The organism is Methylomonas sp. LL1 (assembly GCF_015711015.1).
Lineage (GTDB): Bacteria > Pseudomonadota > Gammaproteobacteria > Methylococcales > Methylomonadaceae > Methylomonas.
This window is the reverse complement of the sequence record NZ_CP064653.1, coordinates 983,771-1,000,142: the sequence shown is the minus strand read 5'-3', so window position 1 is coordinate 1,000,142 and position 16,372 is coordinate 983,771. Positions and strand designations below refer to the sequence as shown.

Genomic DNA, 16,372 nt, shown 5'->3' with positions numbered 1-16,372 from the left:
AAACATTTATCCTGCTGGGAGCGTCTTTAAGATTTTTACAGATCAGCGCTCCGCAACAAATTGACATGCATTAAAATAAACGGATGTTTAACAATGTAAGAACCAAGGGATGAGTGTCAAACACCGAAGAGGAGCGAGATCAACTAATGCCAGTTAACTTTTTGCTGAGCGTTTAACACAACGATATGGTTTACTGCACTTTAATCCTATTAAAAAATGCTAGACGGATTCAAAAGTGAATTTAACCTAAGCAGTCATACAAAATTCACTTGGTATTTTGAGCCAGCGCCATAATTTTCAAAAATATCCTGCAAAGCGCTACGGAGAGATTGAAAGTTGGCATAAGCCGCCCACGGAAGCCATTCGTATTTGATTTTCTTCCATAGAATTTCGATGAGATTCAGTTCTGGCGAATAAGGTGGCAAGAACCACACCCAGACATGTCCCAACAACCAATCAGCTTGGCTTTCTCGCTCGGCCTTTCGGTGAGGCGGTGCATTATCCATAATCACCACCGTCAATTTACCGGTAGGACGAGATCGAATAAAACCCGCCATGGCCTCGGCAATCACGGTGGACGTGACCGTCGTTTCGACGGCGTGAAAATAGCTCGCGCCTAGCCGACTGACCAAACCCACCACATTCATGCGCCCCATCGTATTGGCAGGCAACGTCAGCGTTTTTCCTCGTGGTTACCACGCATAGGGAACACAGTAAGCGCCCTTTAAACCACGCGATTGATTTTTCGAACAAAGCCGCCCAGTTTATTATTCGATCTTTGGCTCGACGAGTTGCCAAGGCAGCAATGCCTCGAAATCTTCGACGGTTTTTGCCAGAGGCAACTGGCGGAACAATGCCACCAAATAGGTGTAGGGTTCGATACTGTTGGCTTTGCAGGTTTCGATGAGCGAGTAGAGATTGGCGCTGGCCTGGGCACCGGCCACCGTGCCGCAGAACAACCAGTTGCGGCGGCCGACGACAAACGGGCGTATGGCGTTTTCGCAGAGGTTGTTATCAATAGGCTAGGCGCCGTTGTCGACAAAGCGGATCAATTTCGGCCATTGCGACGACAGATAATGCAAGGCCTTGCCCAGCAAACTGCCGGGAGTTACCCCATGCAGATGCTGTATCAGCAAGCCTTCGATCTTGGCCAAAACCGGCTTGCTTAACTGTTGGCGCTGTTGTCCATGCTGTTCGGCACTAAGGTGGTCTTTCGCCTTGGCTTCAATGGCATACAACTCGCCAATCTCAACGATAAACTGCGTCGCCAGTGATTCCGGTCCACGCGCGGCTTTGGGGATGGCGGCTTCGGCTTCGACAAAATAACGGCGCGCATGCGCCCAGCAGCCGAGGTGAATAGCACCCCGCGCAGCGGCAATAGTGTTATACACCTCATAGCCATTGCTCATCAGTACCACACCGGGCTCGATACCTTCATACAACGGCTGCGCATGCGTGCCCGCACGACCCGGCGTGTAGCTGAACAGTCGGATCGGCGGGCCGGAGCCGGTCATCTGTGCCCACAAATAACTTTTAGCTTGCGCGACTCGCGCGGATTCCTTGAGCACTTGAACCACGGTTTCGTCGCCCAGGATCAGATCGGCTTCCAGCAGATGGTCGCGCAGCAGATTGATGATGGGCTGCACCGCCTGACCGACCCGCATCAGGCTGGCGGCCAGCGTGGTGCGCGACAAATCGCCGCCGAATCGGCTGAGCAATGCGGCTTGCCGATACAGTGGCAGGCTATCTTGATATTTGGCGGTGACAACCCAGGCCAAGGCCGTTTCGGTCAATAAGCCTTTGGGAATGATACCCTCTGGGGCACAAGTGCGAACCGGTGCTGGCGTGTCACCCGGATGCTGTTGTCGCAGCAGGGGCAGGCATATTTGATACGGTGATGCTGAATCACTCGCACTTGTTGCGGCACGATGTCGAGCTGCTCGCTGATTTCCGCGCCGATTCCCACCAGACGGCCGCCGTCATGCGAGCAGATGCATTCGGCTTCCGGTAATTCATAGCGCACAATCTCGCGCGGCAGATGAGGATCGAGCGGTTTGCGGCCGCGCTTCATGCGGCTGTGACCGGCCACCTCGACCGCTTCGGGCGTGATTTCCTCTGTAAGGAATCCCCGCCAGTCACGACTACTAGAGTAGAAAAGGCAAGCCAGCTTGCCTTGCTCGTTTTATCATTTGCAGGAAAATCGTGACGACATCCTCATGAAGCAAAACCTGGACAACCGACTATGACAGCTCTCCCCTATCCTTCCCATATTAGCGCCATGAGGCCATTCATCAATAATCGCCTATTGCTTTGCTTGGCTATTTTACTGCCGCAGCACGCGGCAGTTGCCGATAACAAACTGCCTATCGGCGAGTTCAGCCAAAATCGCCTGGAGGGTTGGGAGCATAAAAGCTTCAAAGGCGAAACCCAGTATCGATTGCAAGCTATCGATGGTGTGACGGTATTGACGGCTGATAGTCGTGCCGCCGGTTCCGGTTTATTCAAAGAGCAGCATATCGATCTGGAACAAACCCCGTTCCTGAACTGGTCGTGGCGCATCGGCAATCGTTTGACCGACTTGAATGAACAAAGTAAGGCAGGCGACGATTACGCGGCGCGGGTGTATGTGGTGGTCAAAGGCGGGCTGGCGTTTTGGCAAACCAAGGCCATCAATTACGTATGGGCCGGCAACACTAAAAAAGACAGCGTCTGGCCCAATGCCTTTGCCGGTGATCATGCCATGATGTTGGCTTTGCGCGGCCCGGAAGCATCGTTGAACGTTTGGCAAACCGAAAAGCGCAACATCAGGGCCGATTTCAAGAAACTATTCGGTGAAGACATCAGCACTATCGATGCCGTCGCCATCATGACCGATACCGACAACAGCAATGGCTCGGTGTCTGCTATTTACGGCGATATCTGGTTTTCCAAGGACTAAGCATGCACGACACCAAACCTTTACTGGCCAATAGTGATTTTCCGTCCGTTTTTCGCAATCCGTTGGAGATTTTGCAAATCAACCTTGGCTATCTGTGCAACTTGAGCTGTGTGCATTGTCATGTCAATGCCGGCCCCAAACGTACCGAGATGATGAGTCGGGAAACCGTTGATCAGGTACTGGCTTTGGCCGATGCCGCTAACATTCACACGCTGGATTTGACCGGCGGCGCACCGGAAATGCACGCCGATTTTCGTTATCTGGTGCGAGCCGCGCGTGATCGTGGCATCGAGGTGATCGACCGTTGCAATCTGACCATTCTGGAAGAACCGGAATACGCCGATCTCGCGGAGTTTCTGGCCGCGCAGCAGGTCAACATCGTCGCCTCCCTGCCGTGTTATCTGGAAGAAAATGTCGACAAACAACGCGGCAAAGGCGTGTTCAAAGACAGTCTGGCGGCCTTGCGGCGCCTGAACCGCTTGGGTTATGGTCAGCCGGGCAGCGGATTGGAGTTGAATTTGGTTTTCAACCCGCAAGACGCCGTGTTGCCGCCCGATCAACAGCAACTGGAACAGGCTTACAAACAGCACTTACGGCAACATTACGGCATCGTCTTCAACCGCCTGTTTGCCATCGCCAACATGCCGATTCAGCGCTTCGGCAGCACCTTGATCAGCCATGGCCGCTTCGAATCTTATATGGCCTTGCTAAAAAGCAGCTTTCGCACAGCCAACCTTGAAAACCTGATGTGCCTGAATACCCTCAGCATCGACTGGCAAGGCTACGTCTACGACTGCGATTTCAATCAGATGCTGGATTTGCCATTGGGCGCCGCAGCCAAACCCAAACTACATATCAGCGAATTGCACCTGGAACAACTCGAAAACGCACCCATCGCCACCGCCGCCCATTGTTACGGCTGCACCGCCGGCCAAGGCAGCAGCTGCGGCGGCGCTTTGCTCTGACTTTGGCCTTATCCGGACTTAAGCAAGCAATGCAAAAGCGCTTACTTGGATGGTTTTGTGCATTGAACGGAACCTGCGAGATTTTGCAAAATATAACCTTAATGGTATATTTTGAACAAAGAGCGTGGCTTATCATTTTTATCGTCCGCGCTTAATTGCATGGATTTATGCGCATTGCTTTTTGCCATACAGCGCGCTCCAAATCTACATTTTTGTTAGAGGTTGTTCTAGATGTGTAAATCGATTGGCTTCAATGCCGCCGCTGGTAATTGCTTTGCAAAATTACTTGATCTGCATCGCACCGCCATCCGACTCGGCATATACAGCCGCTCCGGCAAGGTCGCCTTAGCCGTCGGCACCTGATGTGGCTACACTAAACCGGACACACTTTTTAAAATAACCTGAAAAAGCGTGAATCCAAAATGAGCCAAGAAAAACCCAATACCTATACAGCCGAATTCAGAGCCTCAGCCGTCAAGTTGGCGAATGAATCCGATAAACCGATCAGCCAGGTAGCCCAGGATCTTGGCATTAACGTCAATACCTTGCATACCTGGATAGGAAAATACAGTCGCCCCAAAGACAGCAATAAAGCGGTCCGTACCGATGAACATCTGTACGATGAACTCAAGCGCCTTAAGAAGGAAGTGGCCCGATTGACCGAGGAGCGCGATTTACTAAAAAAGGCAGCGGCGTACTTCGCCAAGGAACAAAGATGAAGTACGCCTGGATCAAGCAGCATGCAGAGGACTTTGCGGTAGATACCCTGTGCCGGTTCATGAGGGTATCCCGAAGCGCCTACTACGACTGGCTGAAGCAAGGCCCCTCTGCGGGCGAACAAGACGATGCCGCCCTATCCGAGATGATCCAAAGCACCTTTGGCAAAAGCCGGGCAACCTACGGTACGCGCCGTCTCAAAGCCGCCTTATCCGCTCAGAACCGAACCGTCAGCCGCCGCCGTATCGGTCGTTTGATGCGGGAAGCGGGGTTGGCCTGTAAAACCAAGCGCAAATTCAAAGCCACGACGAATTCGAAGCATCATCAACCGGTTGCGTCCAATCACCTGGATCGGCAATTTGCCGTGGAAAAGCCCAATCAAGTCTATGCCGGCGACATCACCTATATCCATACGCAGGAGGGCTGGCTGTATCTGGCCGTGGTGATTGATCTCTATTCCCGGCAAGTCGTGGGCTGGTCTATGGCCGAACATATGCGGACCAAACTGGTGAACGATGCGCTACTGATGGCGGTTTGGAAGCGCAAGCCCGAGAAAGGCTTGCTATGGCATACCGATCGCGGCAGCCAATATGCATCGGACAGCCATCGAGCCTTATTAACGCAACACGGCATCCGGCAAAGCATGAGTCGTAAGGGAAACTGCTGGGATAATGCCGTCTCGGAAAGTTTCTTTCATACCCTGAAAACCGAGTTGATACATCACCAGACCTATCGAACCCGATCCGAGGCCAGGCAGGCCGTATTCGAATATATCGAAGTGTTTTATAACCGCGAGCGACTTCATTCCGCCAATGGCTACCTGTCGCCCGTTGACTACGAAGTGCAGCTTAAAGCTGCTTAGCTGTGTGTCCGGAAAAGTGTTGACACATCAGTTTTTGCTCGTTTGTCATGGTCACCTCTGCTGACAGTATAAAGTCTGCCTTTTGAAGTGTCCGGGATCATTAAACCATTTCAGCTTATCCTGGCGCACACCGCAACGGGTCGTTCACGGACAACTCGGATCCCAAACCAGACGACCAATGTTGGTTAAATCCACGTTCTTATTCACCGGACATTCCGGGCAATCCTGGCGATTGGGGCGATTTTGACAAGTTCCGCATTGGCGGATCAGCATATCCGCCCGCTCCAGGTCTCGATCCAGTTCTTCCAAATCATCCAGCAATCCCCTTATTCTGGTACGCAAATCATGCAGGAGCGGCTGCATCGCGGCTGATGCTTCTTTGCCGGAAACACATTGCTGCCGGGTTTGAGCGAGCTTTTGCACCGATTCCAGTTCGATACCGACACGACCAAGCTGCAACGCGATAGCCATGCGTTTCAAATCTTTCCGGGCATAAAGACGTGTGCCGCCCTCTGTGCGGTCGGGGGCGATCAGTCCGAGCTCTTCGTACAAGCGAATCGTTCTTGGCGTGGTGCCGAGTTCATCGGCCAGTTCACCGATTTTAAGAACATCTCGCTGGTGTTTAGGCGGAAGGCGCATTTTGATTTACAAAATATAAGGTAGACGTCACATAGTGTAGGTATTGCAACAACCGAATACAAATTCCGGCTCCCAACACTGCTATGACGAATGTCTCCTTGGAATTTGAACTTAGTATGTGCGTTTTAATCGGGGATCACTTGGATTCCGCCGATTGCTAAAGGAGCTTGCTAATCAGGAAAGCTTTTGTCTCTAATTTAACTTGCTTTACTTCTAATACAGAATCATTACCAGAATCACGCTGGTTTTTCAAAGCTTCCCAAGCGACAATAGCCGCTGAAAATGACATAGGCGGCCAATGGCCAATGGACACCTGCCTAAGGCGTCCATCAAAGGAGCTTCTATATCGATAAAACCAAGTTCTCACCTTTGCCATGGCAGACAAATGCAGCCCTGGGTAATCGTCAAAAGCCATATGCTGTCCTAGCCTCAAAGCTTTAGCGGTGCAGGCATGGAATTGCATTTTAATATAGGTTTTTTATGTTGTTCGATGACGCAAGGATAACTCTAAAAAACCTATACTAAACAGCAAAGCACAGGGAAGTTTTGAAAAGTGTAGCTGGTGAAAACCTGACCCATAGTCATAGAACAATTATCTGTTATTTCATTAATTTACGAATGAATCTCCAAACAATACAAGAAAGCAAGCAAGGCAACGAAACACAACACACGCCAATGATGCAACAATTTCTCCGCATCAAGGCGCAACACCCGGAGACACTATTGTTCTACCGGATGGGCGATTTTTACGAGCTGTTTTTCGACGATGCCAGGAAGGCCGCGCAATTGCTCGACATCACGCTGACCGCGCGCGGACATTCCGGCGGACAGCCTATCCCGATGGCCGGCATTCCCTATCACGCCGCCGAAAACTATATCGCCCGCCTATTGAAACAAGGCGAGTCGATTGCTATTTGCGAGCAGATCGGCGACCCGGCAAAATCCAAGGGACCGGTGGAACGCAAGGTGGTACGCATCGTCACGCCGGGCACGGTCACCGACGAGGCCTTACTGGAGGATCGCAAGGACAATTTGCTGGTGGCGCTGGCGGCGTTCGATAAATTCTACGGACTGGCTTGCCTGGACCTGGGCAGTGGCAAGTTCGTGCTGCAACAACTCGAGACCGAAACCCAGTTGCTCAGCGAGATCGAACGCCTGAATCCGGCCGAATTGCTGTTTAGCGAAGACCAAGCATTGCCGGCCGCCGTCAAGGAACGCAAAGGCCTGTGCAGGCGGCCGCCCTGGCATTTCGACCTGGACAGTTGCCGGCAATTGATATTGAAACAATTCAACAGCCACGATTTGAAAGGCTACGGCTGCGAACATCTGCCGGCGGCGATTTGCGCGGCCGGCTGCTTGTTGCAATACGTCCGCGATACCCAGCAAAGCGCCCTACCCCACATCCAGGGCATCAGCGTCGAAAACTGCGACGACAGCATCAGCCTCGACGCCGCCAGCCGCCGCAACCTGGAGCTGGACAGCCACCCCAGCGGCCAGCTGCAATACACCTTGCTGGGCGTGCTGGACAAGACCGCCACCGCGATGGGCAGCCGCTGCCTGCGGCGCTGGATACACCGGCCGTTGCGCGACCACGGCATCATCAATGGCCGCTATGCCTGCGTTGCCAGTTTGCTGGACGATCAACTCTATCGCGATTTACAAGCCAGCCTGCGCCAGGTTGGCGACATCGAGCGCATCAGCTCGCGAATTGCCTTGAAATCCGCGCGTCCCCGCGACTTGCTGGTGTTGCGTCACACTTTGGCGGTGTTGCCCAACTTACAAACCCAGCTAGCCGACAGTGAGAACCCTCATCTGGAAAACCTGCGCACGCAACTGCGCGAACAACCTGATTTGCTGGCATTGCTGCAACGCGCCATCATCGACAATCCGCCGGTGTTGATCCGCGACGGAGGCGTCATCGCGCCGGGCTATCATCCCGAGCTGGACGAGCTGCGCAACCTCAGCCAGAACGCCGACCAGTTCCTGATCGACATGGAACAGCGCGAACGCGCCAGCACCGGCATCGCCACGCTCAAGGTCAATTACAACCGGGTGCACGGCTATTACATCGAAATATCCAACGCCCAGGCCGATAAGGTGCCGGTGCATTACACCCGCAAGCAAACCCTGAAAGGCGCCGAGCGTTACATCACGCCGGAACTGAAAAGCTTTGAAGACAAAGTCCTCAGCGCCCGAGAAAAATCACTGTCTTTCGAAAAAGCCTTGTACGACGAATTGTTGACCACGCTGAGCGATGCGCTGATCGATTTACAACATTGCGCCAACGCTTTGGCCGAGCTGGACGTTTTGGTGAACTTCGCCGAACGCGCCGATACCCTGAATCTGGCGCAACCGATTCTGGATCAGCAAGCCGGGATCGAAATTGTTGCCGGCCGGCATCTGGTGGTGGAGGCTTTGTCCAGTATCCCCTTCGTCGCCAACGATCTAAATTTCTCCGCCGAACGACGGATGTTGGTGATCACAGGCCCGAACATGGGCGGTAAATCGACATACATGCGCCAAGCGGCATTGATCGTGCTGCTGGCGCATATCGGCTGTTATGTGCCGGCGCAATCCTTGCGTTGCGGGCCGATAGACAAGATATTCACCCGCATCGGCGCGTCGGACGATCTGGCCAGCGGCCGTTCGACCTTCATGGTGGAAATGTCGGAAACCGCCAACATCCTGCACAACGCCACCAGCAACAGCCTGATCCTGATGGACGAAATCGGCCGCGGCACCAGCACCTTCGACGGCTTGTCGCTGGCCTGGGCCTGCGCCGATTATCTGGCCCGCCACACCCAGGCTTTCACGCTGTTCGCCACTCACTATTTCGAACTGACCACGCTGGCCGAGGAGCAAAGCAACATCCACAACATCCATCTGGATGCGATGGAGCACGGCGACAAGATCGTGTTTTTGCATGCGGTGAAAGACGGTCCCGCCAGCCAGAGTTACGGCCTACAGGTGGCGGCGCTGGCCGGCGTGCCGCAATCGGTGATTGCCAACGCTAAAAGCAAGTTGCTGCAACTGGAGAATACCGCTTATATCGAGCAGCAAAGCCACAGCGAGGTGAATCAGTTTGATTTATTTACTAGTCAGGAATGCCATCCCGCGGTATGTTTGCTGGAAGAAATCGATCCCGATAACTTAAGTCCTAGACAAGCCTTGGATACACTCTATCGCTTGAAGACGCTATTGTAGGGCGACTTTAATTAACTCCCACCCTAACCGACATCATTCGCTGCAACCTCATATGGCAAAACGCTATTTTGAACAATCGTCATTTGCGCCGCTACTGATGTTGCTGTTGGCAGCCGCACTCAGTTATTCCGATCTATTGTGGCGATTCGACCGCTGGATTTATGACGCCGAATTACAGCTACTCGCCACACCGGCCTCTAAAGAGATTGTCATCATCGAAGTCGACCAAAAGAGCCTGAATAAAATCGGCCGTTGGCCCTGGCCTAGAGATATTCATGCCCAATTATTGCAAATCTTGGCATCGGCAAAACCACAAGCCATCGGCTTCGACCTGCTGTTCTCCGAGGCAGATCAATACAACCCCGATCCTGATACTCAGTTTGGCAAGGCACTGGCCGCCGCCGAATCAGTCGTTCTACCGGTTATTATCGAACGCAACGGCCCGAATTTTGTGGAAACCTTGCCCATACCCGCTTTTTCCGATCATGCGGTCATGGGCCACGCCAATGTCGAGTTGGACAAGGACGGTGTCAGCCGTAGCGTATTTTTACAAATCGGCTTGGGTACCAGGCGCTGGCCGGCCTTGGCGCTAGCCATGTTTACGCCGCATCATCCCGAAATTCAACAGGCCTTACCCGGGCAGCGAGTCATTGCCGCCGCCAACGCCGAGAACAACACCTTGGTTGGTGACTATCGAGTATGGCTGCCGTTTTATGATCCGAGTAGCCACTTCAGCCGGGTTTCTTATATAGACGTATTGTCGGGAAGCATACCAAGCCAGTTTTTCCACCGGAAATACGTGCTGGTAGGTGTGACCGCCAACGGCATCGATACTAGCATCACCACACCGGTATCCACCGGCAGCCAGCCTATGAGCGGCGTGGACTTCGCTGCCGCCACGCTCGATGGCCTGCTCAAAAACACTCTCTGGCAACCCTTGCCAATGAAGTGGCAACTGTTCGTCACGTTATGTTTCGTCACCCTGTCGATGAGTATTTGCGCACGCTATTCGCCGCGCTGGCTGCCGCTCGTGATAGCTCAAATCGCCGCGGTGATCTTGCTTTTCAGCCTTGCTCTGCTTTATTTTGCCGGCTTTTGGTTTGCGCCCGCCGCGATCTTGTTCGTGTTATTGCTCGGTTATCCCTTACGCAGTTGGGGGCAATTCGAGAAGCTAATCCATTCCTTATTCGTGGAAAGGAAGCTAGCCTACATTACGTTAAATTCGATAGTCGACGCCGTGATCACCACCAATGCCGAAGGCTTTATCGATTACATGAATCCGGCGGCGCTCAATCTACTTGATAATAGCCTGCCTCGCTTACCACGGCTAAATGTCGACCAGGTTTTCTGCGTGGCGGTGAATGAGCATCGCTATAAACTTGGTGAATTGATCCGGCAATCCATCACTCATCACGAACCATTGAAATTTCCTGCCTGCGAATTATCTATTTTGGATAGGCAGAGCATGACGGCGAATTTAGTGGTTGCGCCTTTGTTTGCCAAGGGCGGCAATTTGATCGGCTCGGTGTTAACCATCAACGGCGTTGAAAATATCGTTATCCGTAAACACCGTAGCAACAGCACTAGCCGGGCAAGCGACTCGCCGCCTGATTAAATACCAATACTGTCTATACTTGCAGGGCGATTTCAATGCTGGATGTATTGATGCCTGTTCCCACACCCTTGATAGTTGAGGTTAACATGAAAGCTTTTTCACCGTGCTCGGCACTGTTTGTCGTGCTACTGATACCGGGCAACGCAGCCGCCGACGCCTCGGTCATTGGTTATATTAAAACCGTCAGTGACATCGCCTACATTGTCGATGATGGCAACACCAGCAGGGCTAGCCAGGGCTCCCCAGTGCATATCGGCAGTCTGATCAAAACCGATGAGCATGGTTCAGCCGGATTGACCTTAAAAGACAACACCCTATTGTCGATTGGCCCCAACACCGAATTCAGCATCGATGCTTACCAATTCGCGCCCGAGGACGACAAGCTGGAACTCAGTGCAAGCTTGCTAAAAGGCACCTTGCAATATATTTCAGGCGTGATCGCCAAGCTGAAACCCGAAGCCGTTAGCGTGAAAACCCCCACCGGCGTGATTGCGGTCAGAGGCACTCGTTTTCTGGTCAAACTTGAAGATTAGTGAGTATTTGCCATGACAAAAAACTTTCCAAGCAAAACTTTTGTAGTCGGCCTTAGCCTGCTTTTATCCGGCTGTAACCAATCCTATCTGGTGTTATTGGAAGATCACGACGGCTCCACCGGACAAGTTATTTTCAAGAGCAACCAAGGAGAAACCGTAATCGATCAGGCCGGTTATGGCGCGAATCTAAAAGACCCCAGCCATAAGGCTTTCAAAGTCGATGAACAAAAGATCAAATCGGATTTTGCCGGAGCATTGGCTTCTGAACCTGTTTTACCGGAAACCTTTTTACTGTATTTTGAAACCGGCGGTACCCAACTAACCCCGGAATCGAATGCCTTGTTACCGAAGATTATCGAAACCGCTAAAAAACATCCCGCGGCCGATATTTCAGTGATAGGCCATACCGACACGGTTGGCGAAGATAGACTGAATGCAAAACTGGCTCGGCAGCGGGCCGAGCAAGTCAGTCAGCTGTTTGATCCAAGCCAGATGGATGTGAAGGAAATTACCGTAACCTCGCATGGCGAGAAAAATTTACTGGTAAAAACCGGCGATGAAACCTCCGAACCTAAAAATCGCCGGGTGGAAGTCACGATAAGATAAGGACTTTGAGGCGGCTTGAAAAACCTAAGCCGCCTCGTGTCAACTCACTCGCTGCCAAGAACTTTTGCCAATTGTGCCGCCGGCACATAACCCGGCAGTACCGTGCCTTTCTCGGTAATGATCATCGGCGTACCGCTCATGCCGAACGATTCACCCAATTGCATATGCTGGTCGATAGGATTGTCGCAAGACTTTGATTCCAGTGATTCGCCCTTTTTCGCCGCAGTAAGGGCTTTTTGTTTATCGGCCGCGCACCAAACCGAAACCGCTTTGGTGTAAGACTCGGAACCCTTGCCGGCGCGCGGGAAGAACAAGTAACGCACGGTGATACCTTGAGCCAGATACTGGTCGATTTCTGAATGCAATTTGCGGCAGTAACCGCAATCGATGTCGGTGAACACCGAAACGAAATGTTTACTGGTTTCGGGCTTAAAGATAATCATATTTTTTTCGCCGACTTTATCGAGCGCCAGTTTGCGCACATCAGCCAGCTTGCTTTCGGTAAGATTTTTTTTGTCTACCGCATCAAACAATTGGCCCTGCAACAAATAACGGCCATCCTCGGAAGCGTAAAAAATGTTACCGCCGGCAACGACTTCGTACAGGCCTTTGATTTCCGTCGCTTTAATCGAATCGACTTGAGCACCGGGGATGAATTCGGCCAAGGCTTTCTTAATCGCCGCTTCGTCGGCCATGCAACTGCTTGCCATCAGTACACCGGCCGCAAATATCAATAGTTGAGTGATTTTTTTCATAATGAAGACTAATGGTTTGATTTGAAGGAAATGAAGTGGACTTTAAATCCGGTACTTTGTTCAGCCTTATTGAAACAAACGCCCCAGATCCAAGAACATGGCGAGTACCATTAAGGAAATCAACAAAAACATGCCGATTTGCTGAAAATACATTTGCAAGCGATCGGAAACCGGGCTGCCCTTGATGGCTTCCACGGCAAAAAACAACAAATGCCCACCATCTAAAACCGGCACGGGCAACAAATTCAAAACCCCAAGGCTAACGCTGACCAAACCTAAAAACTTCAGAAAGGCGGTCAATCCCATTTCGGCCGATTGTCCGGCATATTGCGCGATACTGATGGGGCCGCTTAAATTATCGACCGAGGCCGACCCGATAAACATTTTGCCTATCATTTTTAGCGTACTCAGCGCGTAAAACCGGGTTTTTTCAAATGCCGCCGGCACGGCCTCCAAGGGCGATAGCGAATATTCGACCTGCAAGCTATCCAGCAACTCTTTCGGTATATCCACGCCGGCGCCGATTTTGCCGATGGATTTGCCATCAGGCTGAGTCTCGGCACGAGGCGTCAGCTGCAACTCGCTCCGCACGTCATTGCGTTCGATGGCGACATCAATCCGCATGTCGGGCTTGGCTTGCACATAATCGACCCAATGCTGCCAATCCGTGATGGCTTGACCATCGGCACTGAGGATCAAATCACCTGTTTGCAAACCGGCTTGCTTTGCGGGGCCATCTTCCAGCAATTTGCCGATAACAGGTTTGATCACCGGCATCCAGGGTTTCAATCCAAGCCGATCATTAAATACTTCCGGAGTTTTGACATCATCGTCGTTCAGCGTGATTACACGAAACTGCTGTTGCTCGTCGTTGGTTTTAACGTCGACCACAATATCGCGCTGACCATCGATAGCCGATGAAAAAACTTCATCCAAAGCCATCGCCCACGTTGGGGTCGGCTTTTGGTTGACGCTAACAATTTGATCGCCGGCTTGGAATCCGGCGTCCGCCGCCAACGTACCGATGGCGACGGGACCCAATATCGGCTTGATACCCGTTTCGCCGATGACCAGAACCAGCCAAAATAGAACCACGGCCAGTATCAGATTAAACAGCGGGCCCGCCGCCACGATAACCGTTCTAACACCAACCGATTGCCTATTGAATGCATAGGGCAAATCTTCCGGTTTAACCTCGCCTTCGCGCTCATCCACCATTTTCACGTACCCTCCCAAGGGGATGGCGGACAGCACAAACTCGGTTTGGTCGGGCGACTTTTGGTAAGCCCATAATTTTTTGCCGAAGCCAATCGAGAAGCGAATGACTTTGACCCCTGTTTTACGCGCCACCAAAAAGTGGCCCAGTTCATGAAACGCGACCAGCACCGCAATCGCGATGCTGAAATAAAACAGAGTATGCAGAGTTTCCATTAGGCCGCCAGGGCTCCGATCACGGTTTTAGCCACCTCGCGCGCCTGGCTATCTGCCCGCAATACCAATTCCAAGCTATCGGCATTGTCAGGGGCAAATTGGGCCATGCTGCGTTCGATGATGATGGCGATGTCGGTGAACTTCACTTCTTGGTTTAAAAACGCTTCGACCGCGATTTCATTGGCCGCGTTCAATACCGTCGGCATGATACCTCCAGCCTTGATGGCGTCGTAGGCCAGCTTCAAGCACGGAAAACGTTGCAGATCGGGTTGTTCGAAATCCATGTGCCCGACTTCGAAGATATTCAACGGCGCCACGCCGGAATCAAAACGCTCGGGCCAAGCCATGGCATGCGCGATAGGGGTACGCATGTCGGGATTGCCCATTTGCGCCAAAACCGAGCCATCGACATAATCCACCATCGAATGAATGATGCTCTGCGGATGGATCACCACCTGAATCTGATCGGGATCCATGTTGAACAGCAGACAGGCCTCGATCAGTTCCAGGCCTTTGTTCATCATGGTAGCCGAGTCCACCGAAATTTTCCGCCCCATGTCCCATTTTGGATGGGCGACGGCCTGATCCGGGGTGACGCTCGGCAAGGTTTCCAGCGGAGTTTTTCGGAACGGACCGCCGGACGCGGTCAACAAAATCCGCCGCGCCTGCTTCGCGCTATGCCCCGGTGTATAACCGGCCGGCATGCATTGAAAAATGGCGTTATGCTCGCTGTCGATCGGCAACAGCACCGCGCCCGAATCGCTGACGGCTTGCATGAAAATTTGACCGGACATCACCAGCGCTTCCTTATTGGCCAGCAATACCGTCTTACCGGCCTTGGCCGCCGCCAACGTCGGCAATAGTCCGGCCGCGCCGACAATCGCCGCCATCACCGCATCGACATTATCCAGCGTGGCGACTTGTTGCAAGGCATCGCTGCCCGCCAAAACCTTGATGTCCGCCACCGGGGATACGGCAATTCTTTGCCTGAATTCTTCGGCCTTGCTTTCGGTGACGACCACCGCGTATTCGGGATGATGAGTTAGGCACTGTTGGTAGAGCGTCTCGATGTTACCGTTGGCGGTCAACGCGACGATACGGTATTTATCCGGATGCCGAGCCACGACATCCAAGGTGCTAACGCCTATCGAGCCAGTCGCTCCGAGAATGCAGATACCTTTCATGAGTAGAAAATCCTACCGATCAATACAATACCCGCATAAAAAAACGGGGCGGCGGCGATGATACTGTCCACTCTATCCAATATGCCTCCATGACCGGGCAGCAAGCTACCGCTATCTTTTACCCCACTGCGCCGCTTAATCAAACTGAAAAATAAATCACCATAAATTGAAACCAATACAGTGAAAACCGATAACACCAGCATATCCACAAACACCAGCTCATCCAGGAACCTTAACATTCCGTCTTGCGCTTCGGAGGAATCGTCCGAAGTTAACCGGCCATAAATGTGAAAACCGATACCGCAAATTACCGCGGAACTCAATGCGCCATACATGCCTTGCACTGTCTTGCCGGGGCTAATTTCAGGCGCCAACTTGTCCTTGCCCCATGCTTTACCGACAAAATAGGCGCTGATATCGGCCGCCCATATCAATATCAGAAAATACAACACCATACCGGGACCGTAATAAGCTCTCAATTTGCTCAAAAACATCCAGGCCGACAACAATACCAGCCAGCCGAGAAAAGCTTGCAAGCGTGGTTTGAACTCCATTTTCAATAATTGCGGCGCCGATTGTCTGATGACTATCATCGCCAAAATCCAGAACAATACCGGGGCAATCACCAGCCATTCCAGCGCATCGGAGTAATCCTTGACTTCCGGCCATTCCATGGCTTCGCCGAGCAATTCCAGAAAAACCGTCCAGTAAGTGACTCCGAACATCGGGAAAATCAGCAGCGCCAAAAACAGCAGTTTGTTGCTCATTTTTTCGACCCCGGTCAGAGACAGCCATTCCCAGGCCCCACCTAATGTGACGATAGCGATGAACAATGAAAAATAAATGGAGGGCAATTGAAAAACCGCCAGGATAACGACGGCCGCCAACACCGAGGCCGTTAGGATGCGTTGTACTAACATAGT

General features: G+C 52.3%; 14 protein-coding genes and 2 pseudogenes. 8 read left to right on the top strand and 8 right to left on the bottom strand.

Annotated elements, in window-relative coordinates; translation table 11 throughout:
• Positions 1-254 precede the first annotated feature (254 nt).
• Positions 255-671, bottom strand: coding sequence for a transposase (locus IVG45_RS05035; RefSeq protein WP_196436786.1), 417 nt, complete (start codon positions 669-671; stop codon positions 255-257).
• A 96-nt stretch (positions 672-767) separates the two neighbouring features.
• A pseudogene (gene tnpC, locus IVG45_RS22960) lies at positions 768-2,122 on the bottom strand (IS66 family transposase); the annotation flags it as partial.
• A gap of 120 nt (positions 2,123-2,242) precedes the next feature.
• On the opposite strand from tnpC, the gene IVG45_RS05025 reads away from it, so the two are divergent.
• The 4 genes and pseudogenes from IVG45_RS05025 (at position 2,243) to IVG45_RS05010 (ending at position 5,482) form a co-directional block, all read left to right on the top strand.
• A complete protein-coding gene (locus IVG45_RS05025) occupies positions 2,243-2,938 on the top strand; it encodes a DUF3047 domain-containing protein (protein WP_230874762.1) in 696 nt (231 codons plus the stop codon).
• Between the two features lie 2 nt (positions 2,939-2,940).
• Positions 2,941-3,903, top strand: coding sequence for an arsenosugar biosynthesis radical SAM (seleno)protein ArsS (arsS, locus tag IVG45_RS05020; RefSeq protein WP_196436785.1), 963 nt, complete (start codon positions 2,941-2,943; stop codon positions 3,901-3,903).
• A gap of 231 nt (positions 3,904-4,134) precedes the next feature.
• Entirely contained in the window at positions 4,135-4,266 is a 132-nt protein-coding gene (locus tag IVG45_RS22795; protein ID WP_269059625.1) for a hypothetical protein, read from the top strand.
• Positions 4,267-4,325: 59 nt separating this feature from the next.
• Positions 4,326-5,482: pseudogene (locus tag IVG45_RS05010) on the top strand (IS3 family transposase).
• A 144-nt stretch (positions 5,483-5,626) separates the two neighbouring features.
• Here IVG45_RS05010 and IVG45_RS05005 read toward each other — a convergent pair.
• Complete coding sequence (locus IVG45_RS05005) at positions 5,627-6,121, bottom strand: MerR family transcriptional regulator (RefSeq protein ID WP_196436784.1); 495 nt, start codon at positions 6,119-6,121, stop codon at positions 5,627-5,629.
• 157 nt (positions 6,122-6,278) lie between these two features.
• Positions 6,279-6,536 (bottom strand): Arm DNA-binding domain-containing protein, encoded by a 258-nt coding sequence (locus tag IVG45_RS05000; RefSeq protein WP_230874761.1) that lies wholly within the window; start codon positions 6,534-6,536, stop codon positions 6,279-6,281.
• A 203-nt stretch (positions 6,537-6,739) separates the two neighbouring features.
• Between IVG45_RS05000 and mutS the strand changes: the two genes are divergently transcribed.
• The 4 genes from mutS (at position 6,740) to IVG45_RS04980 (ending at position 12,079) form a co-directional block, all read left to right on the top strand.
• Positions 6,740-9,325, top strand: coding sequence for a DNA mismatch repair protein MutS (gene mutS / locus IVG45_RS04995; protein WP_196436783.1), 2,586 nt, complete (start codon positions 6,740-6,742; stop codon positions 9,323-9,325).
• Between the two features lie 52 nt (positions 9,326-9,377).
• On the top strand, positions 9,378-10,940 hold the full coding sequence (locus IVG45_RS04990; RefSeq protein WP_196436782.1) for a CHASE2 domain-containing protein: 1,563 nt from the start codon (positions 9,378-9,380) through the stop codon (positions 10,938-10,940).
• 86 nt (positions 10,941-11,026) lie between these two features.
• Positions 11,027-11,473, top strand: a complete 447-nt coding sequence (locus IVG45_RS04985; RefSeq protein WP_196436781.1) for a FecR family protein — start codon at positions 11,027-11,029, stop codon at positions 11,471-11,473.
• A 12-nt stretch (positions 11,474-11,485) separates the two neighbouring features.
• Positions 11,486-12,079 (top strand): OmpA family protein, encoded by a 594-nt coding sequence (locus IVG45_RS04980; protein WP_196436780.1) that lies wholly within the window; start codon positions 11,486-11,488, stop codon positions 12,077-12,079.
• Between the two features lie 44 nt (positions 12,080-12,123).
• On the opposite strand, the gene IVG45_RS04975 is transcribed toward IVG45_RS04980, so the two are convergent.
• From IVG45_RS04975 to IVG45_RS04960, 4 genes are all read right to left on the bottom strand, one after another.
• The gene (locus IVG45_RS04975) at positions 12,124-12,834 is read right to left on the bottom strand and encodes a DsbC family protein (protein ID WP_196436779.1); all 711 of its coding nucleotides are present in this window, start codon (positions 12,832-12,834) and stop codon (positions 12,124-12,126) included.
• 66 nt (positions 12,835-12,900) lie between these two features.
• Complete coding sequence (gene rseP, locus IVG45_RS04970; protein ID WP_196436778.1) at positions 12,901-14,265, bottom strand: RIP metalloprotease RseP; 1,365 nt, start codon at positions 14,263-14,265, stop codon at positions 12,901-12,903.
• The gene (gene ispC, locus IVG45_RS04965) at positions 14,265-15,449 is read right to left on the bottom strand and encodes a 1-deoxy-D-xylulose-5-phosphate reductoisomerase (protein ID WP_196436777.1); all 1,185 of its coding nucleotides are present in this window, start codon (positions 15,447-15,449) and stop codon (positions 14,265-14,267) included. The genes rseP and ispC overlap by 1 nt, the downstream gene beginning before the upstream one ends.
• Positions 15,446-16,369 carry a phosphatidate cytidylyltransferase gene (locus IVG45_RS04960; RefSeq protein ID WP_196436776.1) on the bottom strand — a complete coding sequence of 308 codons (924 nt, stop codon included), beginning with the start codon at positions 16,367-16,369 and terminating at the stop codon, positions 15,446-15,448. The genes ispC and IVG45_RS04960 overlap by 4 nt, the downstream gene beginning before the upstream one ends.
• Positions 16,370-16,372: the final 3 nt, after the last annotated feature.